A 20,606-nucleotide genomic window follows, 5' to 3' on the forward strand; every position below is an offset into this window, starting at 1 on the left:
TCAAAAGATTTAATAATTTTAGCCTAGAAAACATTCTTTTTTTTAGTGGCACAACATAACCGAAATAGATGGCACAATTACACCGAAATATCCAATTTTAGACCTCTATCGTGGTTCGAACCACCATTCGTGTCAAAATTTTTAATCGTAAGTGTGGTTCGAGACACAGTTGGAGTCAAAATTTTTAACAATGGGGTGGTTAGAGACACACTTCGTGTTAAAATTTTTAATCGAAAGCGTGTCTTTTTTAAGCCCAGGTGTGGTTCGAACCACGATATGTCGTGTCTTTTTTAACAAGAATCGTGCTTCTACGCCCTATGGTAGACCTTTATGGTTTCTTTTAACCTTAAGTAGGTAGGCATCGTTTCATTGGAATTACCACAGAGACCCCATAGGGGCAAGGAGTAGCTTCTAATGCAATATTCAAAATCATTAAATAAAAGCCTTTGTGATTCACTGTGTCTCTCTGTGGTTTGCATCAATAAAATTTTGTATTAGGTGTGAATCAGAGATGAGGTTTGTTCATATTCGTGAGAACTTGATTGAATCGTAATGATTATCAACCAATCTTTGTCTTTTATAGGCTTTAAAAACTTTCATGATTAATATAGGTAAACACCAACAGTAATAAAAGTTGCAGTGCTCTGCACCTCGACAAACAATTTAATACTCAAACTACAAAGATTACGCAGCTCTGCTGCTATTCAGGTGAATATAGATTGATCATTAGCTCGGTGCAGAGCACCTTAATATTTGTAGAACATTTAATAAATTATCAAATCTAAAGGTACAGAGTACCGCTATATAGTTTATTAATAATTTGAAGACTTTCAGAAAAAAAAGCAGAACCAAAATTTTGATTCTGCTTTCTATATAATATGCAGTGGCTATTATTTTACTTCCTCTTCTTTCTGGTTGCTATGGTTTGGAAAGAATTGTTTCAATTCATCGTACAGTGGCATGGCTTCCTGATCGTGTTCTTTAGCAAAATAGCGAACCGAACGATAAAATGCCATGGCATCATTGTAGTTGTCATTATCAAGCAAGATTTTGGTATCATTCAACTTTAATCTGATTTGATCTAGTTTGCGAATCATCCCTTCGATATCTTCCCTTGCATTAAAATCATTTCCAAACTCATCCATGTTTACAAATGCTGGAATGTACTTAGGGTTTTCTTCCATGATTACTTTGGCTTTGTTTACCAAAAGTTTGTTGGTTTCGTTAATTGCTCCATAAGCTGAACGCTGCTCAGGAGTTAAACCAGGTGCATTTTTATTGGCTAAAGTAAGCAATGTATCCAAATTTGTGTTGCTTGCTGTTAATTCTTCTTCTGTGAAGACTACTTGTATTAATTCTTTATAAGAAGATTACTCCTTTTTACTTTTCAAATAGTAGGAGCCTTTTGCTCTTGAGAAATCTACAGGAATGCCTACGTTTTTTAATAAATTGATTGATCGATATACCGAACTTTTCGAAATGTGTAACTTGTTGGCAAGTTCCTCAGGAGTACCAGTTCTTTCTTTTTCGATCAACTCCTTCAAATAAATCATTCGTTTTAGAAATTCTTCGTAGTTCATGGCTGTAGTGAAGTTTTAATTTTTTTGCACTTTTACTTTATCATCTGAACTTAATCCTTGCAGTATTTCAATTCTAATGCCATCAGAAAGTCCGGGTTTTACCACTCTTTTTTGTATTTTGAAATTCTCGTCAAGAAGTTCTACATAAATGCTGTCGTTCTTGAAAATTAAATTGCGCTCTTTAATGCTGAGAACACTATCTCGCCTGTCAAGAATCATTTCGGCAACAGCTGAAAAACCTGGGTAGAGTTGAATGTTATTGTCATTTCTGACTTTGGCCTCAATGTCAAATTTCATAATGCCATTTTCTTCTTTGGCTTTGGGAGTGATGTGAGTCAATTCAGCTTGAATACTTTGATTTTTTAAAGCGCTGATTTCAATATTAAAAATCATGCCTTTTTTCAGATATGAGATGTCAGATTCGTTTACTTTAGCTTTAAAAATGAGGCTTTGTAAATTGGCAATACTTGCCAGGTTGCTTCCTTCGTTGTAATTGTTGCGCTCGGTAATGCTAGCGCCTTCTTTTAAAGGAATTTCGAGAACAGTACCCGAAACGGTAGAACGAATAAAATTTGGAATGTTTTCCTGATCTTTTGAGTATCCTGTCTTTATGATTTCGAGTTGTTTTTTTGCCGATTTTAGTTCTTCAACACTAATTAAATATGCATCGGCATACTTGTCAAATTCTTGTTCGGCAACTACTTTTTTCTCAAATAGCCTTTTGTATTGCTCGTATTCCTTCTTGCACTTGTTGTAGTTGATTTGGCAAGTGGTAAGTGTTTTGGATGCGGTTTCGATATTTTGTGGATTTGGCAATACACTAACTTCTGCAATTAAATCACCTCGTTTAATCGTATCACCAGCTTTTACATACATCTTTTTTAGGATACCTGAAATTTGAGATTTTAGTTCAACCTCCTTTTCTGGGATTAAAATACCAGAGATATAATTTTTGTGAACTATATTCATAATCCTAGGAGATTCATTAGTGAAGAATTCTTTTTTTTGAGTGTTAGCAAGAAAAAATCCAATTAAGAAAATGACTAAGACAATGAGTGCTATAATATTTAATTTCTTTCCCATGAGTTTTGTTTAATTATTTATGGAGTTAAGAGCTTTTACAGGCAGCATAGAAGAAGCCTTTCTTGCAGGATAAAGACCTGCTAGTGTCCCTGAAATCGTTAATAATAGTAATGCTGTTAGCGCTATATTAAAATTGATATCTAAACCTTTAAAGATTGCATTATCATTATTAGAAAAGGCATTGATTAGAGCATTAACAATCCAAATTGTCCCTGTTGAGCAAATAATACCAACCAAACCTGCTAAAAACGTGATTAATATTGATTCGTGTAAAATCATTAATCGAATACTCCATGGGCTAGCACCTATCGACTTTCTAATGCCTATTTCAACAGTTCTTTCTTTAACGATTATCAGCATAATATTGCTAACACCTACAATCCCACTTGATAAAATACTTATTCCTACGATCCATAGAAAAAAATTGATCCATCTAAAAAGATTATTGAATGTTTTCGATCTTACTTGCATGTTTTCAATATAGAGTGCGTTTTTATCTTCTGAATTAAAATTGTATTTGCGAGCTAAAAAATTCTTAATTTTCTTTTCAAATATTTCAGGAGAAGCGTTGCTATATAGTGCCATTGAAAAACAATTTAAATTGTTTTCTAATCCAAACTGGTCCTTCAAAGTTTCAATGGGAATATAAATATGATTGGGATTGTTTGAAAATAGAGAGTTTTGTGATAATACTCCAATTACTTGTAGCCAAGTTCCATCTATGCAAATGTATTGTCCTAATGGATAATTATCTCCCCAAAGCCCTTCAGCTATTTTATGTCCAATAACCGCAACTTTTTTATGTTTTTGATTATCAATTGGATTTAGAAGTCTGCCTTTTTGAATTTTAAAAGTTTTAATCTTAAAATAATCGCTTTTAACACCATAGCATTTAAAACGATGGTAAGATTGTAATTTACTATTTACTTGTTTACCAGGATATTGAATTTCAGGAGATATATAACGGATCTCATCGAACCTTTTTTTGAATAGATTCAAATCTTTATCGGTAAATCGTATTTCCCGACCCGCATGTTGACCAGGCTTTGCCAAACTTGTTTTACCTCCATAAATCCAAATACTATTTTGAGAGTAATCCTGGAAAATTACCATAATTCCTTTTTGCAATCCACTGCCTGTACCAACTAGAAGTAATAATATAAATATACCCCAAGCAACACCAAATCCAGTAAGTAAATTTCGATTTTTATGCTGTTTAATTACTTCCCAACTTTCTTGTATGGCAAAAAAACTAAACATTGGTTAAATTTTTATAATGTTGACTGTATAGGTTATCGGTTTTAAGAAGAGAGTATTGATTTCCTGAAGAACTAATAATTCCTTTTTCCAGAATATAAATATAGTCACATAATTTGTTAATGGATTCTATATTGTGTGATATGAATAAAATAGCAACCTGGCTTTTTATGTTTTGTAACAATTGATGGGTAAATAGTAATGTATTTCTATCCATAGCAGAATTGGCTTCATCCAGTAAGAGTATATCAGGCTTTTTATATAGTGCTCTCGCAAGAGCAAGTAATTGCTTTTGTCCGCCAGATAATTGAATTCCTGACTCTCCAATTTGCGTTAGGTAGGAAAGAGGTAGTGCTACAAAATATTGATCAAAACCATAGTTCTTACAAAATTCAATTACTTCTTTTGTTCTTTTGTTTTTAAGTGATTCAGGATCGATATTTTCAATTAGGGAGGTATCAAATATTTCAATTTGTTGTGGGACAATACCTACACGTTTTTGCCATTCTTGTTCATTAACAATTGAAAGATCCAAATTATTATTGATATTTATAGAGCCATTTTCAAGCTCATAGAATTTTAGAATCAATTGAATTAAAGTGCTTTTCCCGCTACCATTTTCACCAATTAAACCAGTAATTCTTCCAGTAGGAATTTGAATAGTTACAGATTTAAGTAATGTCTTTTGGCCAGGAAATCGGAATGAAACCTTTTCAAGATTTACATTATCAACTTTAGAGGGCGGTTTTTGAGTTTCAGAATTAGATGTAGGTAGAGAATAATCTACCATTCTTTCGAAGGCAACTTTGGCAGAACTATAGGGAACATATATGCTTCCTATTTTTGTTATGGCAGGCAATAGAGTTGAACTTATTGTAAGGATTGCCATTAACTGTCCTGTTTTTAAATTGTCTAAAAGAACATCTTTTGAGGCTACGGTAATAATGCTCAATATAAATATGCTATTAAGAATACCTAATACGATAGTGATTTTGATATTTAACTTTCCTAAATTGACGGTTTGTTCTTGAAACTCTCCATATTTCGATTTGATTGTATTTTTAAAATGATTGTGAGCATTTAGGTTCTTTATGGATTGGATGGATTGAATGGAATTGATGAAAATACTTTCTGAATTTGCATAAGTACCCATTACTTTCCTTTGTGCCTGTAGTAGTGGTGTGTTAAATCGAACGATTAGTATCAAATAGATAGGTGTAAATCCTATCGCGATATATCCGGTGAGCGGATGGATAAAAATTAAAAAAGTTGTGGTAACAATAATTATAAGAATTTCTATTATAAAATTCCCAACAAGTTGAGCTATTAATTGCTGAATTCTTCGTGTGTCATTAAAGCGTGTTATAAAATCTCCTGTTTTTCTGGTTTGAAAAAAACTAACAGGTAATTCCAATATTGTAGAATAAAATTTTTCGATAATGTTAACATTGAAGTTTCGACTGTGATCAAGGAGAAAAGTTCTCCGAAGTGCAGAAATGAAGGTTCTGAAAATTAAAAGAATGCCTACTAGTATGACAACATTTAATAAGTAAGAGAAATCTTTTTCAGGAATAATTTTATCAATTAGAGCTTCTGAAAAAAGAGCCATAATTAATCCTAATACCGAATATGCTATGCCTAAAATTGCACTAAGGATTAATATTGTTGAATCTTGTTTAAGGGATGTTATTATCCATTTGTTATGTTTGTTATATTCCTCCTTGTTTTTGTTTTTTGGTGGTTTTGAAATGTATATACAAGTTTTGGATTTCCAGATACATTCTAGATCTTCTTTGGAGTATTTAATAATTCCACGTGCAGGATCACCACAAATGTATTTGTCTTTTTGGAAAGTAAAGAAAACAATAAAGTGGTTTGTTTTATCTCTATCTGTGGTGTGTAAGATACAGGGTGAAGTTATTTTTTCAAGATCATTGGTAGAAGCTTCTACACCTTCAACGCCAAAGCCTAACTTGGAAAATGTTTGATACAGTCCTAAAAGGTTGGAACCATAAGCATTTGTACCGCTTAATTTCCTTAAATTTTCAAAACTATATTGATGAGAGTAGTATTTTAATACCATCGCAATACAGGCTGGTCCGCAGTCTGCCTGATCTTTTTGAAATAAATGGTATTTCTTCCAATTATGATTGCTTTTCCGTTTTGCAAAAAATTTCAACATCTATAAGACCTTTCTTTTTTCGTACGAGTTTATTATTTGTGTCAAATAAAAATGAACACGGAACTTTATCTTCATAAAATTGTATTGGAAATTGATCATCTCCATCTAATAGTACCTGAATTGATTCAAATTCTAAAAGATGATATTTTTCTATGAAATGATTCAATGTCTTTTTATCAGTATCAGTTTGAAAGACCAGTAATATTTGATATTGATCTTTATTTTCCCAATGAATTAAATTTTCAATTTCTATAGAGCAATAGTCACATTCAGGATTAAGATAAATAATCAATTTTTGTTTATTTGGATCTAAATTGCTTTGGTTTATATTGTCGTTGTAAAAATCTTTGAAATTGAATTTAGGGATACTCTTAGGTTTAAGATCTGGTTTATGGTTAAGTGAAAACCAAAATAAAAATAAACAGAAACAGACTATTACGATGTAAATAGCTTTTAGAAATTTCCGCATAAATATTTAATTCTTAAGGGTGAAAAGAAACATTATTAAGGAAAAATAAAATAAAAGAAGGGTGCCATATGTTGTTAGTATAATTTTTAAACTCTTTATGAATGAAAGTTTAAAATGAAATTTTAGACCAAAACTTAGCACGAGTATATAGATCAATTCATATAAACTTAATGCCCTAAATAAATATGCCAGTTTATTTTCCGGATCAAGTTGCAGAGCATTAAATAATGAAAGTTTTCCAAAAGTTTTGTATTCTTCAACAGTAAATTCAGGAGACCAAAATCCAAACCAAACTTGTTTTGCTATTGAAGGAAGTAAGAAACTAAATTCGGCAATACAAACAATGGTGAATATTTTAAGAAAAGAAATTTTGATCTTGTTAAAATAAATTCCAATTGTAATTACACCTCCAATTATGAGGAACTTAAGTAAATAGTAGACGATAGGAATAATGTAGTTTAAAACACTAAACTTATTTCTATTTTCTACAAGTTTGTTTAGCCTGTATTCGTTATATCTATGCTTATAATATTCGTACAAGCTATCATCAGTTAAGAACCAATAATCAGTAATTTCTTTTAAAATTAGATATAAGCCAATGAATAAAATAAAAAAGGTAAGTGTATGTTTTTTTATTGATGAAATTTGAAGCATAATTAGCTAAATAAAAGTAAGTTAATGATGAATTTAATAGCTGTATAGATAAATAAGGGAAGTAAATAAAATAATACAATCAACTGTATACCTTTAGCATACCTTAAATTACCCAATTGAGAAAATAAGTACGCTAAAATTGCCCAGTATAAGAATTCGAAAATGTTGAGTAATTGCAAAGGATATACGAAGGCTTTTGGCATGTCTTCTTGCCTAAAAATTGTATGTAGGCTATACCAATTAAAATAATACACTTCTTGCATTGAGTAATTGGTCTTGATAATTAAGAAATAAATAACTTCTGATATATCAGGAATAAGAAAGATAAATTCACTAAGACAAACTAGTGTGAAACACATCCAAAATGAAACAAATGATTTTAGTTTTAGGTAATACCTGCTACCCCAAAATAGTAATAGGGAAATAAAACCAAGTTTAATAAATAGGCTTAAAGGTTTAATGAGATATAATATGCCATATATTCTTCTGTATAAACCAACACTGTTATCGTTACCTTTAGTGAAGTATTTTGGGTCAGTTATAATGATATCATGAATAATATAACTTAAGCCAATGGAGAGAATCACCAATACAGAAAAATAAAACCATTTGTATTGCTCTAAGGATTGTAAAGTTTTGCTATTCATTTGTAGAGTTTTTTAAAGTAAACCCCATTGGAGCCAAAAATTCGCCTTGATCATACAAATTAACATAAATGATTAATGGTGTTTGTATGCCTTCATAACTAAGTTCCCAAACATCTAATAATCCAAATTTTTGATCTCGACCAACGGTCTGGCTGTTCAAGGTGTGAAATGGACAACAGCTCTTAATTCTTTTGGCAATTACTTTCTCACCATTAGGACCTAGAAGGGCATTGAAAAATTTTATTCGGTTATCTGCACCATCATCACAATCGTATACCCCAAGCATTATTGGTTTTAACTCAGTATAACCGTACTCAGGATCGGCTGAAGTAGAGGTAACTTTTAAGGTTGAATCGTTAATGTGTTCCAATTGTGACACGGTATTTCTTTGTTCACGATATGTTGGATAGTTTTTTTCAAACTTGTTTGGTGTGGCACATGCAAACATGAGGATTGATAGTATTGTAATTAATATCCTATTTTCCATTTTGAATAAATTGTTGTTCTAGATTTTTTTCGAGACTTAGATCTGAAGCCATTTTTTGTGATAGAGGGTTTCTGACAATAGTGGTATATGAATCCCAGAAACTCTTGGTGTAAGGAAGCTCATGTTTGTATAACTCTTTGCTTCTATCCATTTTCTTTCGCCATTTAATCCTAATTGGCTTTTCATGTACCTTGGTTACAAAAAGCTCATTGTCCTGGTATAGCATGTTGGAAGTCCAGTTGGATTGATAGGCTTTTTTGAAATTATTAAAACCAGTAATTGATCCTATACTAACTGTTCCCGAGTGTTGCACTCTTATGTATGATAAGTAATATTTGTTATTTTGTTTCTTGTATTTAACAATTATTTTAGAATGGTTAGGACCATCAAACCCCCTATTTGCCATTCCAACAATTGTTCTTTCCTTAAATTTCGGAGTTCCATCCTCTTTTCTTAGCGATCTTAACCTATCTTTATTGGTAAAAGTTCTTGAGCGAATTTCAAGTATGGCTTTAGTTGATTTTTCTACAATAATTTGTCCTTCACTGTCGGTTTTGTAAATACCTTTAGTAGATGTGTAGCTGATACAGTATACTAATTTATTATTATAATAAGAGAGACTGTCTATGTTGGCATCGATTTGTCTTAGAAAATCTTCACACAAAAATCGATGTGCCCCAGGCTCAATAGTTTTGTAATATTCTTTGATTTCGATGTTATTATTTTGTTCTTTAATTTTTAATCGATCATTCTTAATGCACTCGTAAAGTCCATTTTTTTCATATAACCATTCCCGCAGTGATGTTCTCCAATTAAATTTTCTGTTGTCATTGCTTTTTCGAAATTCTAATAGTTGTAGTTTATTCTTCTTTATATCTTTTTGATAACCGTAATCTACAACATGGGATACGCTTTCGGTTAACAAAGCATATGTAGAATCAAGAATTCCTGCTTCCCGAAAAAATACTTCATAAGAATATTTTTTTGTAGGATAGTTTTTAGGTATACTCTTAATGCATAATCGAAGTATATCCTTAGCGGATACTTTTTTATTTGTTATAATTACTTCGTTTAATTTGTAAGTATGTGATTCTAAGTAGATTGTCTTGTTTGAGGAATGATATAATTCGGGGATAGCAATTTTTTTTGATTTATAGCCAATCGCACTGATCGTAATTGTATCCTGACTTTGACTATGAGTAAGTTTCATTTGAAAATCTCCTAAATTGTTGCTTATGGTTCCAATGTGTGTATTGGAAATTCCAATACTTGCGTAAGAAATTGGGGAGTTGTTTTTGGATGAATAAATCTTACCAGACAAAATAAAATCCTGTCCATATGAAATTTGACAAATGATTAAAGTCAAGATAAATAAATATAGCCTCATGGTGTAAAAAAATGAGTAAGACAACTTATCGTGTTTTGTTAAGTTATCTTACAATAAGTAAAATTTAAGAATGCTGCAAAATTGACTTAACAATTTTGCAGCCTAATAAATATTATTGGTTATGCACCCCAACCGCAATATTGATCATAGTATAAATCCCAAATAATATCCGATTGTTCCAGATGACCATTATCCTCTAGATAATGAATTACTTCATGAAAGTCATCACAATTTTGGATTTGTCCACCTTGGAACTGTTCCATTTGGTTTAAACTCAATTTTTTCATTTCGTCAAAATTTTAAGTGTTAATAATAAAATAACTTTAATTTTGCCCTAATCTCTTCGCATGAGACATTGGACTTGAGTTTTTTCATGTGCACATTTGAATGAACTCGAGAATCAATTTATATAAGCAAACTGTCACTATATGATAGTTTGCTTATTTTTATTAAGTCTATATTGCAAAGTGTTAGGATTTGAGAAATACAGCTCTAATGGTATTCTTAGAATAAGAATTATTATTTAATAGACATACAATTCTAAATAAGTGCAGAAATAAAACGTCTTATTTTGTTTAGGCTAGCTTATTTGTAATAGTAAGTTTGTCTCACTTTTGAGTAATCAATAGGTTCACCTATTTTTTTGAGTGTTCTAATCATCCTGTAAACTGTGCTTACAGATGTATTTAGTTTAACTGCTAATTGTTCTGGAGTGCCAGTACTTTCGACTTGAATTAATTCTTTCAAATACTTTTCTCGGGTAAGTGTGGTTTCGTAAGTCATAAAAGGGTCCCTATTAATTGGTTTACATATATTAATTCTGGCAAACACGAAAAGGTAACCCTGTTTTTATAATTTATTGATGAACGAAATAAAATTATTTGTCAAGTTGGATTTGTAGGGTGTTAAAATACTAGGACAATCACTATGTAAATTTAAAACCAGTATTTGCTTAAATCATTGAATGCTTGAATAGGATTGATTTGATTATTTAAGGGTGTTTTTTATTGAAAAGTTGAAAAATGGGTTCAGAATAATTCTTTTTCGCAAACGTATCCATTCTCAATTTTATACGTTTCAGTTAATAAGGACTTGGAAGTATTTTATTGCATCATATCAGTAAGATATTTAAATACTTTCTTATATTTGCACTTGATTTCAGAAGGGCTTGAGGGGGATAGTTCACATATTCTTATTTGCTTTGTAGAAACTGAAGGTTTTTTTAAGACCTAACTAAGAATGGCTTCGAAGAAAAAATCGAATTTTACTGATACATAACCAGTGCTAATTCCGCCTAAGCGAATGAAATCGGTCAGGATCTAATATTTTGGTATTATGGCGAAAGAAGAACAAGATAAAATATTGAATGAGGTTACCGAGAGCGAATACAAATATGGCTTTGTAACCGACATTGAGAACGACGACATAGGTAAAGGTCTGAATGAAGATATCATCCGCATGATTTCGGCTAAAAAGAAAGAGCCTAAGTTCATGCTTGATTTCAGATTGAAAGCTTATCGTCATTGGAAAACAATGAAAATGCCAGAGTGGGCATATCTGGATATTCCTGAAATCGATTATCAGGATATCATTTACTATTCTACTCCTAAGCAAAAAGCAAAATTGGAGAGTATGGACGATGTTGATCCGGAAATTAGAGCTACTTTCGATAAGCTTGGTATTCCTTTGGATGAGCAAAAGATACTTGCCAATGTTGCGGTGGATGTTGTAATGGACTCTTCATCGGTGAAAACAACCTTTAAAGAAGCTTTGGCCGAAAAAGGAATTATTTTCTGTTCTTTTAGCGAGGCAGTTCAAGATCATCCGGACTTGATTCAGGAATATATGGGAACTGTTGTTCCAATTCAGGATAACTTTTTTGCAGCTTTAAACTCTGCTGTATTCTCTGATGGTTCGTTTGTTTACATTCCTAAGGGTGTTCGTTGTCCAATGGAATTGTCAACTTATTTCCGTATCAATGCTGAAAATACGGGTCAGTTCGAGAGAACTTTGATTGTTTGTGAAGAGGAATCATACGTAAGTTACCTTGAAGGTTGTACTGCTCCTATGCGTGACGAGAATCAGTTACACGCTGCTATCGTTGAAATTATTGTGAAAGATAATTCAGAGGTGAAATATTCAACAGTTCAGAACTGGTATCCTGGAGATAAGAATGGTAAAGGTGGTATTTACAACTTTGTAACCAAGCGTGGTATTTGCGAAGGGGTTAACTCTAAATTGATGTGGGCTCAGGTGGAGACTGGATCAGCTGTAACCTGGAAATATCCTTCAACTATCCTAAAAGGTGATGGTTCTTCAAGTGAATTCTATTCGGTTGCGGTAACCAACAATCACCAGCAGGCCGATACAGGAACCAAAATGATTCACATTGGAAACAATACCAAGTCTACCATTATTTCGAAAGGGATTTCGGCAGGTAAGAGCAATAACTCATATCGTGGTTTGGTTAAGGTTGCTAAAAACTGTGAAGGTGCTCGTAACTTCTCGCAGTGTGATTCGTTGCTATTGGGTGATAAGTGTGGTGCACATACTTTCCCATATCTTGAAATCGGTAATCAATCTGCAAAGGTTGAGCATGAGGCTACAACTTCGAAAATTGGTGAAGACCAGATTTTCTATTGTAACCAGCGTGGTATCAATACCGAGGATGCAATTGGTTTGATCGTAAACGGATATGCAAAAGAGGTAATCAACAAAATGCCAATGGAGTTTGCTGTTGAAGCACAAAAATTGCTTCAGATCAGTCTTGAAGGCTCTGTAGGATAATATATTTAGGCTATTTGTTTTTTGCGAGTAGCCTTTCTGCCAGTGAACATGTAACTGGTAAATTAATGAAGTAGTAATTGGCCTTTTAGTAGGCAAAAAGCTAAATATAGAAATGTTAAGCATTAAGAATTTACACGTTTCCATCGAAGGAAAAGATATCCTTAAAGGAATTAATCTGGATGTTAAGCCAGGCGAAGTTCACGCAATTATGGGACCTAATGGTGCTGGTAAGAGTACTCTTGCTTCAGTATTGGCAGGTAGAGATTTGTATAATGTTACAGAAGGAGAGGTTCTTTTCCAGGGAAAAGACCTTTTAGATATGGAGCCAGAAGATCGTGCTAAAGAAGGTATTTTCTTAGGATTCCAATATCCGATCGAAATTCCTGGAGTTTCTACTGTAAACTTTATGAAGACAGCTGTGAACGAGCACCGCAAATACAAAGGATTGGATCCATTGTCGGCTTCTGATTTTTTGAAATTGATGCGCGAGAAAAAATCATTGGTTGAAATCGACTCAAAATTGACAAACCGTTCAGTTAACGAAGGTTTTTCTGGTGGTGAGAAGAAGAAGAATGAGATTTTCCAAATGGCAATGCTTGAACCAAAATTAGCTGTTTTGGATGAAACCGATTCAGGTTTGGATATCGATGCTTTGCGTGTTGTTGCAAATGGTGTGAATAAATTAAAGACTCGCGATAATGCAACAATCGTAATTACTCACTATCAGCGTTTGTTGGATTACATTGTACCTGATGTAGTTCATGTATTGTATGATGGACGTATCGTAAAAACTGCAGGAAAAGAGTTGGCTCTTGAACTGGAAGAAAAAGGATACGACTGGATTAAAGAAGAGAACGGAAAATAGTTGATAGTAAAGAGTGGTGAAACACTCATTAAATAATTTGTCAGATATGGCCGATATTAATACAATAAATAAGGATTTCGCTGATTTGTTTAATCAAGGAAATGAATTGTTGTTAGAAGGTTCGTCAGATGTTATGAACGAAACTCGCAAGAATGCATTCCAGGATTTTTCGAAATTGGGCATTCCTACTCGTGCCAACGAGAATTACAAGTATACTAACTTGATTCCGGCTTTTGATCATCCATACAATGTAAATCTTAGATATCAGAATGTTGATGTTGATTTGAATGAGATTTTCCAGTGTGATGTGCCTGAGTTGGATACCAATATGGTATTGTTAACAAATGGTTGGTATTACGGAAACAATAAAGAGTTAACTGAATTGCCAAAAGGAGTGATTGTTTGTGGTGTTCAGGAAGCTGCAGAAAAATATCCGGAAATATTTAATGCGCACTATGGCAAATATGCCAAAACCGATGAGGATGGGGTGGTTGCATTAAATACAGCTTTGGCTAAGGATGGATTTTTTATTTATGTGCCCAAAGGTGTTGTGATTGAAAAACCGATTCAGGTGGTGAACTTGCTTCGTTCGGATCGTGACCTAATGGCTACCCAAAGAAATTTAATTGTAGTTGAAGAAAATGCACAGGCAAAAATTATTGTTTGTGATCATACTTTAACTCACCACAAATATTTAACGAATTCGGTTACAGAGGTAAATGTTGCAAGAAATGCGATCTTCGATTTGTATACATTGCAAAATCAGCATTTAAATTCTGTGATTTTGAATTCAACTTTCATTCGTCAGGAAAGCAATTCAAACGTATTGTCGAATACCATTTCTCTATACGGAGGAACCATTCGTAACAATCATCATGTAATTTTGGATGAGGAGCATTGTGAGAACAATACTTTTGGTATGTACCTGATGGATCGCGATCAGCATGTAGATAACTTTACTTCGATTGATCACGCCAAACCAAATTGTTTGAGTAACGAACACTTTAAAGGTGTGATGGACGATCAGGCTTCTGGTGCTTTTGCAGGTAGAATTTTCGTGAGAAGAGATGCTCAGCAAACTCAGGCTTACCAGTCTAACAACAACTTGTTGCTTTCTAATGATGCTGTGATCAACACCAAGCCACAATTGGTAATTGATGCTGATGATGTGAAATGTAGTCACGGTGCAACCGTAGGACAAATGGATGAGGATGCATTGTTCTATTTGCGTGCAAGAGGTATCGATGAGAAAGAAGCTCGTCAGATGTTGATGTTTGCTTTTGCTCACGAAATTATCGAGAAAATCAGAGTTGAGCCTTTGAAAGAAAGAATCGACGAATTGGTTGATAAAAGATTACGTGGCGAAATCTCGAAATGTAATACTTGCGCAATAGCTTGCAATCACTAAAACAGATAATGATATAGTAAAGACGTAGCATTGCTACGTCTCTACCATATAATAATATACAATGACGCTGGACATAAATAAAATACGTAAAGATTTTCCAATACTTCAAGAGAAAGTACATGGTAAAGATCTTGTGTACTTCGATAATGCTGCAACTACACAAAAGCCTACTCAGGTAATTGATGAAATGGTGAAGTATTATTACAAGTACAATTCAAATATTCATCGTGGAGTACATTACTTAAGTAACAAATCTACCGATGGAAATGAGAATGCAAGAAAGATTGTACAGAATTTCATTAATGCGGAACATCTTCACGAAATCATTTTTACTAGAGGAACAACTGAGTCTGTAAATTTAGTTGCCAATTCTTTTGCAGATAGATATATTGGCGAAGGTGATGAGGTGATTGTTTCTGAAATGGAGCATCATTCAAACATTGTTCCATGGCAATTGGTTTGCGAAAAGAAAAAGGCAGTTCTGAAAGTACTTCCTTTTAATGATAATGGAGAGCTTTTGGTGGACCAGTTGGATGAAATGATTACTGAAAGAACAAAGATTGTTGCTGTAAATCACATCTCAAATTCATTGGGAACCATTAATCCAATCCAGAAAATTATCGATATCACTCATGCGAGAGGAGTTAAGGTTTTGGTGGATGCAGCTCAGTCGGTGCAGCATTTGAAAATTGATGTTCAGGAATGGGATGTTGATTTCTTGGTTTTCTCTGGTCATAAATTGTATGGTCCAACTGGTATTGGTGTTTTGTATGGTAAGGAAGATTTGCTAAACGAGATGCCTCCATGGCAAGGTGGTGGTGAGATGATTAAGGAAGTTCGCTTTTCGGGAACCACTTACAATGAATTGCCATTTAAGTTCGAAGCGGGAACTCCTAATTATATAGATGCAATTGGTTTAGGCGCTGCAATTGAATATGTAGAAAATATTGGTCTGGAAAATATTGATGCTTACGAGCAAGAACTTTTGGCCTATGCTACCGAAAAGTTATCAAGTATTGAGGGCTTAAAAATATATGGAACTGCCGAACACAAAACATCTGTAATTTCTTTCCTGGTTGATGGAATTCACTTCTATGATATGGGAATGCTATTGGATCAGATGGGAATCGCCGTTCGAACAGGAACACATTGTACCGAACCGGTAATGCAACATTTTGGTATTGACGGAACCGTTCGAGCTTCGTTTTCCTTCTACAATACAAAGGAAGAAATCGACGTCCTTTATAATGGCATCTTAAAAGTTTGCAAAATGTTTGTACATTAGTGCCATCAAAATAAAAAGAGGTATAAACTCTTTGTTTAAGTATTATTAGAGAGATGACAATAAACGAGATTCAGGAAGAAATTATTGAAGAATTTGCAGGATTCGAAGATTGGATGGACAAATATGCATATCTAATCGAGTTGGGAACCGACTTACAAGGATTAGATGAAAAGTATCAAACGGATCAGAACCTTATTAAAGGTTGTCAATCTAAAGTTTGGTTCAATGCAAGTTTGGAAGAAGGAAAAGTGAAGCTTGAAGCAGATAGTGATGCAATTATTGTAAAAGGTATTGCTGCTTTGTTGATTCGTGTTTTCAATAACCAAACTCCTGAAGATATCATGAATGCTGATTTGAAATTTATTGATGAGATTGGTTTGAAACAGCATCTTTCACCAACCAGATCGAATGGTTTGGTATCAATGGTGAAACAAATTAAGATGTACGGAATTGCTTTCAATCATGTAAAATAATATACAAGATGGGAAAAAAGGAAACAGAAGGAATAATAGTAGAGGTTTTAAAGACCATTTACGATCCAGAGATCCCAGTAAATATTTACGATTTGGGATTGATTTATGAGATCGATTTCTATGAGGAAGACGAGGTGAAGGTGTTGATGACTCTTACTGCTCCTAATTGTCCGATGGCTGATCAGATTTTGGAAGAGGTAAATGATAAAATCAAAGCCTTACCAATGATCGAAGATGTTACGGTTGTGCTTACATTCGATCCGCCTTGGGATAAGGATATGATGACTGAAGAAGCAAAACTCGAATTGGGTTTTCTTTAAAATATTTTCAAAGGGCTGTTTAGCCCTTTTTTTGTACCTATGTAATTTATAAGACACTTGTAAAGACGTAGCATGCTACGTCTCTAACTAATGGAAGAAACGATGAATCTTACTTTATCTGCAAAATCAAATCTAATAAAATCCAAGGCAAAAGAACTTGGATTGGATTTGTGTGGGATTGTAAAGGCAGATTTTCTAGAGGAGGAAAAGGTAAATTTTCTTTCATGGTTGGATAAAGGCTATCATGGCGAAATGGGATACATGGCCAACAATATCGAGAAGCGTTTGGATCCTCGATTATTGCTTGAAAATACAAAGTCGATTGTTGTTGTTGGTTTAAATTATTTCCCAAAAGAGAAACAAAAAGATCAGGAAGCTCCGGTAATTGCAAAATATGCTTACGGTAAAGATTATCATTTTGTTCTAAAAGACAGATTGAATCAGTTATTGGAATACATCAATACAGAAATTGGTGAGGTTTCGGGACGTGCATTTGTTGATTCGGCTCCGGTTCTGGAGCATGCATGGGCAAAAAGAGCTGGTTTGGGCTGGATAGGAAAAAATTCATTACTCATTAATCGAAAAATTGGGTCCTTTCTTTTCTTGGGTGAATTGTTTTTGGATGTGGAGCTGGAATATGAAAATCCAACTTATGCTGATTTTTGTGGAGGGTGTAACCGATGCGTTCGATCCTGCCCAACAGGAGCCATTACGGAACCTTATGTGGTAAACGGAAGCAAATGCATTTCTTATTATACCATCGAATTAAAAGGTGATATTCCGGAAGAAGAAAATGGAAAATTCCAAAACAGAGTGTTTGGTTGCGATATCTGTCAGGATGTTTGTCCTTGGAATAGGATGGCAAAACCTCATAATGTTTCAGAATTTGATCCAAACCCTGATCTGCTAAGCATGTCAAAAGAAGATTGGCAGGATATGGATGCTCATAAATTCGGAGAAATATTCCGAAACTCTGCTGTCAAAAGAACAAAATTTAAAGGGATAAAGAGAAATCTTGATTTTTTAGATCTGTAAACAACTTACAATAATACTTCTCTCTTTTCTTGGACCATCAAATTCACAAAAGAAAATGTTTTGCCAGGTTGATAATCCCATATTACCATTAATAATGGGTATGCTCTCGCTCGGACCAACTATTCCTGCTTTTAAATGTGCGTCTCCATTATTATCCTGGGCATCATGTTCCCAATTGCCTGAGGGAATCAACTTTTTTAGTAGAGTGACCACATCGTTTTGCACCGATTCATCCCAGTTTTCCTGAATCATAATGGCAGCAGTAGCTCCCTGTGCATATACATTTACAATGCCTGATTGAATACTACTTTCCGCCACAACTGTTTCAACCTTTGAAGTAATGTCATATAAGGCATTGTGCTTATCGGTTCTAATTGTAATTTGTTTTTGCATTTTCTTACTACATTTATATTTTAATTTTATATCACAATATAAATCGTGATAGAATGCCGATATACAATTTAAAGATCATTTAGAAACGAAGTGTAGTAAATGGGCATTTAATTGATAATCGGTATAAATCATTTCCTCAATGCAGCACAATATATTTCATCTACAGGCTTTCGATAATACTCAATTTTTTGCACAGGAATTCCTCCCCGATGAGGATATAAAAGCTGTAATTGTTTTGGTACATGGAATTGGAGAGCATAGTTCCAGATATTTACATTGGGCAAAAAAGTTTGTGAGTAAGGGGTTTACACTTTTAACCTTTGATCAGCGAGGTCATGGATTATCTGAAGGAAAAAGAGGTGTAATTTCTTCCTATGATGATTTCATGAATGATATTGATTTGGTTTTGAGTACAGCAGAAGAGAAATATCCGAACTTACCTATTGTATTGTATGGGCATAGTATGGGAGGAGGAGAGGTGTTGAACCATCTACTAAAAAGAAATAACAAATATATTGGTGTTATTTCTACTTCACCATGGATCATTTCGCAGGCTTCTCCACCTAAAATAGTGATTCCATTGCTGAGGTTTTTGAATCAGTTGATTCCGAAATTCAGTATAAAGACAAAATTTGATTCAAGTTTGCTTTCTCACAATCCAGAAGTCTGTCGCAAATATGATGAGGACGAGTTTGTTCATCACTGGGTATCCTTTCGTTTGTTTGTTGAAGCTTATGATGCAGGTTTCTTTGTATACAATTCTGAAGAAAAAATTAAAAAACCCTTGTTGTTGATACATGGCGATGAGGATGGAATTACGGATTCTGATGCTAGTAAATATTTTGCAGATAAGCATCAGGAAAACTGTACCTTTAAATTATGGTGCAAAGCTTATCACGAATTGCACAACGAACCTTTTAATAGTGAAGTTTTCGAATATATTTGCGATTGGATATATAAATTACTGAAGAAATAAAGATATCATGGATCAATTCAGAACAATTGTTGAAATACCTGAGTCAGATTTTAAAATTTCTTATCACTCTAAAATTTTAATGTTAGGCTCGTGTTTTGTTGAAAATGTTGGAAAATTATTGGTTCAAAATAAATTCAACACAACTGTAAATCCATTTGGAGTAATTTATAACCCAATTAGTGTAGGTAATAGTATTCAGTTGTTGATCGATAATAAGGAATTTACCGAAGATGATCTGAATTTTGCGAATGATTTATACTTTAGTTATTCTCACCATGGAAGTTTTTCATCAACATCTTCCGAAGAATGTTTGAAAAGTATTAATGCTGCCATGCAATCGGCTTCATTAGATTTGGCTACCGCCGATATTTTATTCATTACATTTGGTACATCTTGGGTTTATGAACTCATCGATTCGGGTAAAATTGTTTCCAATTGTCATAAGCAGTCGGCAAAATCATTTAATCGTTATCGTTTGGAAGTAGATGAAATTGTTAGATTTTATAAAGATTTAATTCTTTCCTTATCTCTTTTTAATCCTCATTTAAAAATTGTTTTTACTGTAAGTCCAATTCGGCACTGGAAAGATGGGGCTCATGGAAATCAATTAAGCAAGTCAACCCTACTCTTGGCGGTAGATCAGTTGGTGCAATTGTTCGATCATGTTAGTTATTTCCCTTCTTACGAGATTGTGATGGACGAATTAAGAGATTACAGATTTTATCATGAGGACATGATTCATATGAATGCTGCTTCGACAAATTATATCTGGTCACGGTTTTCTGATGTTTTCATGGATAAAACAACTATGGATTATATGAAGAAGATCAGAAAAATGATTTCTGCGGCGGAACATCGTCCTTTTAACCCAGATTCAGAATCGCATCAAAAATTTATTCAAAAAACCATTTCTGGTATGGAAATACTTGAGAAACAATTGCCAAATCTGTCCTTTGATTTGGAAAGAAAGGTGATGCGAAAAAATCTTCAAAATTAAGCTGGACTTTCTCATCTAATTTTTGTAATTTGTTTTTCCCTTTCCACATAAAAAAATAGCTACTGATTTTCAGGCAGCTATTTATTTTTGCGAAAAAACTTGCGTTTTTCATTTGGAAAGCTGGGAAAGTATGCCTTATCTTTGCAGCCGCTTTACAAAGGTAGGGCGATAGAGAAAACATGATGAAAAGGGGTGGTTTAACCACGATTTGGATTGGTGTTTTTTCATTTTGAAATTTTTAAAAGTTTTTTTTTGAAAGCATTAGGAATTGTGAAAGTAATTTATTTATCTTTGCAGCCGCTTTTGATTGGGATGGCGATT

Annotated in this window: 20 protein-coding genes; 9 read left to right on the top strand and 11 right to left on the bottom strand. The window is 33.5% G+C overall.

The annotated features are described in order from the left end of the window. Positions 1-890: 890 nt before the first annotated feature. From M0051_RS18945 to M0051_RS18990, 10 genes are all read right to left on the bottom strand, one after another. Positions 891-1,304 (bottom strand): hypothetical protein, encoded by a 414-nt coding sequence (locus M0051_RS18945; protein WP_306743135.1) that lies wholly within the window; start codon positions 1,302-1,304, stop codon positions 891-893. Positions 1,305-1,370: 66 nt separating this feature from the next. Continuing rightward, positions 1,371-1,580 carry an HTH domain-containing protein gene (locus M0051_RS18950; RefSeq protein WP_306743136.1) on the bottom strand — a complete coding sequence of 70 codons (210 nt, stop codon included), beginning with the start codon at positions 1,578-1,580 and terminating at the stop codon, positions 1,371-1,373. A gap of 15 nt (positions 1,581-1,595) precedes the next feature. After that, positions 1,596-2,549, bottom strand: coding sequence for an efflux RND transporter periplasmic adaptor subunit (locus tag M0051_RS18955; RefSeq protein ID WP_306743137.1), 954 nt, complete (start codon positions 2,547-2,549; stop codon positions 1,596-1,598). A gap of 123 nt (positions 2,550-2,672) precedes the next feature. Next, on the bottom strand, positions 2,673-3,923 hold the full coding sequence (locus tag M0051_RS18960) for an ABC transporter permease (protein WP_306743138.1): 1,251 nt from the start codon (positions 3,921-3,923) through the stop codon (positions 2,673-2,675). Next, positions 3,916-6,102 carry a peptidase domain-containing ABC transporter gene (locus M0051_RS18965; RefSeq protein ID WP_306743139.1) on the bottom strand — a complete coding sequence of 729 codons (2,187 nt, stop codon included), beginning with the start codon at positions 6,100-6,102 and terminating at the stop codon, positions 3,916-3,918. The genes M0051_RS18960 and M0051_RS18965 overlap by 8 nt, the downstream gene beginning before the upstream one ends. Beyond that, positions 6,065-6,571: a hypothetical protein gene (locus tag M0051_RS18970; RefSeq protein WP_306743140.1), complete on the bottom strand. Its 507-nt coding sequence runs from the start codon at positions 6,569-6,571 to the stop codon at positions 6,065-6,067. The genes M0051_RS18965 and M0051_RS18970 overlap by 38 nt, the downstream gene beginning before the upstream one ends. A 1,293-nt stretch (positions 6,572-7,864) precedes the next feature. Next, complete coding sequence (locus M0051_RS18975; RefSeq protein WP_306743141.1) at positions 7,865-8,359, bottom strand: hypothetical protein; 495 nt, start codon at positions 8,357-8,359, stop codon at positions 7,865-7,867. Further along, positions 8,349-9,746 carry a carboxypeptidase-like regulatory domain-containing protein gene (locus tag M0051_RS18980; protein ID WP_306743142.1) on the bottom strand — a complete coding sequence of 466 codons (1,398 nt, stop codon included), beginning with the start codon at positions 9,744-9,746 and terminating at the stop codon, positions 8,349-8,351. Before M0051_RS18980 ends, M0051_RS18975 begins: the two co-directional genes overlap by 11 nt. A 119-nt stretch (positions 9,747-9,865) precedes the next feature. Continuing rightward, the gene (locus tag M0051_RS18985; RefSeq protein WP_306743143.1) at positions 9,866-10,009 is read right to left on the bottom strand and encodes a hypothetical protein; all 144 of its coding nucleotides are present in this window, start codon (positions 10,007-10,009) and stop codon (positions 9,866-9,868) included. Positions 10,010-10,331: 322 nt separating this feature from the next. Continuing rightward, complete coding sequence (locus M0051_RS18990; RefSeq protein ID WP_306743144.1) at positions 10,332-10,529, bottom strand: HTH domain-containing protein; 198 nt, start codon at positions 10,527-10,529, stop codon at positions 10,332-10,334. Between the two features lie 552 nt (positions 10,530-11,081). Here M0051_RS18990 and sufB point away from each other — a divergent pair. From sufB to queG, 7 genes are all read left to right on the top strand, one after another. Next, positions 11,082-12,533: a Fe-S cluster assembly protein SufB gene (sufB, locus tag M0051_RS18995; protein ID WP_306743145.1), complete on the top strand. Its 1,452-nt coding sequence runs from the start codon at positions 11,082-11,084 to the stop codon at positions 12,531-12,533. A gap of 112 nt (positions 12,534-12,645) precedes the next feature. Continuing rightward, the gene (gene sufC, locus M0051_RS19000; RefSeq protein WP_306743146.1) at positions 12,646-13,398 is read left to right on the top strand and encodes a Fe-S cluster assembly ATPase SufC; all 753 of its coding nucleotides are present in this window, start codon (positions 12,646-12,648) and stop codon (positions 13,396-13,398) included. Between the two features lie 46 nt (positions 13,399-13,444). Next, positions 13,445-14,806 carry a Fe-S cluster assembly protein SufD gene (gene sufD, locus M0051_RS19005; RefSeq protein ID WP_306743147.1) on the top strand — a complete coding sequence of 454 codons (1,362 nt, stop codon included), beginning with the start codon at positions 13,445-13,447 and terminating at the stop codon, positions 14,804-14,806. 61 nt (positions 14,807-14,867) lie between these two features. Beyond that, entirely contained in the window at positions 14,868-16,091 is a 1,224-nt protein-coding gene (locus M0051_RS19010) for an aminotransferase class V-fold PLP-dependent enzyme (RefSeq protein ID WP_306743148.1), read from the top strand. A 53-nt stretch (positions 16,092-16,144) separates the two neighbouring features. Beyond that, positions 16,145-16,564: a SufE family protein gene (locus M0051_RS19015; protein WP_306743149.1), complete on the top strand. Its 420-nt coding sequence runs from the start codon at positions 16,145-16,147 to the stop codon at positions 16,562-16,564. Positions 16,565-16,572: 8 nt separating this feature from the next. Continuing rightward, positions 16,573-16,884 carry an iron-sulfur cluster assembly protein gene (locus M0051_RS19020; protein WP_054719620.1) on the top strand — a complete coding sequence of 104 codons (312 nt, stop codon included), beginning with the start codon at positions 16,573-16,575 and terminating at the stop codon, positions 16,882-16,884. Between the two features lie 102 nt (positions 16,885-16,986). Next, positions 16,987-17,919, top strand: a complete 933-nt coding sequence (gene queG / locus M0051_RS19025; RefSeq protein ID WP_306743150.1) for a tRNA epoxyqueuosine(34) reductase QueG — start codon at positions 16,987-16,989, stop codon at positions 17,917-17,919. Here queG and M0051_RS19030 read toward each other — a convergent pair. Beyond that, positions 17,908-18,312, bottom strand: coding sequence for a secondary thiamine-phosphate synthase enzyme YjbQ (locus tag M0051_RS19030; protein ID WP_306743151.1), 405 nt, complete (start codon positions 18,310-18,312; stop codon positions 17,908-17,910). The genes queG and M0051_RS19030 overlap by 12 nt on opposite strands. A 139-nt stretch (positions 18,313-18,451) precedes the next feature. Here M0051_RS19030 and M0051_RS19035 point away from each other — a divergent pair, with 139 nt between their 5' ends. Then, entirely contained in the window at positions 18,452-19,288 is an 837-nt protein-coding gene (locus M0051_RS19035; RefSeq protein ID WP_306743152.1) for an alpha/beta hydrolase, read from the top strand. 7 nt (positions 19,289-19,295) lie between these two features. Next, the gene (locus M0051_RS19040; protein ID WP_306743153.1) at positions 19,296-20,285 is read left to right on the top strand and encodes a GSCFA domain-containing protein; all 990 of its coding nucleotides are present in this window, start codon (positions 19,296-19,298) and stop codon (positions 20,283-20,285) included. Positions 20,286-20,606 lie beyond the last annotated feature (321 nt).

The organism is Marinifilum sp. D714 (genome assembly GCF_030851345.1).
Taxonomy (GTDB): domain Bacteria; phylum Bacteroidota; class Bacteroidia; order Bacteroidales; family Marinifilaceae; genus Marinifilum.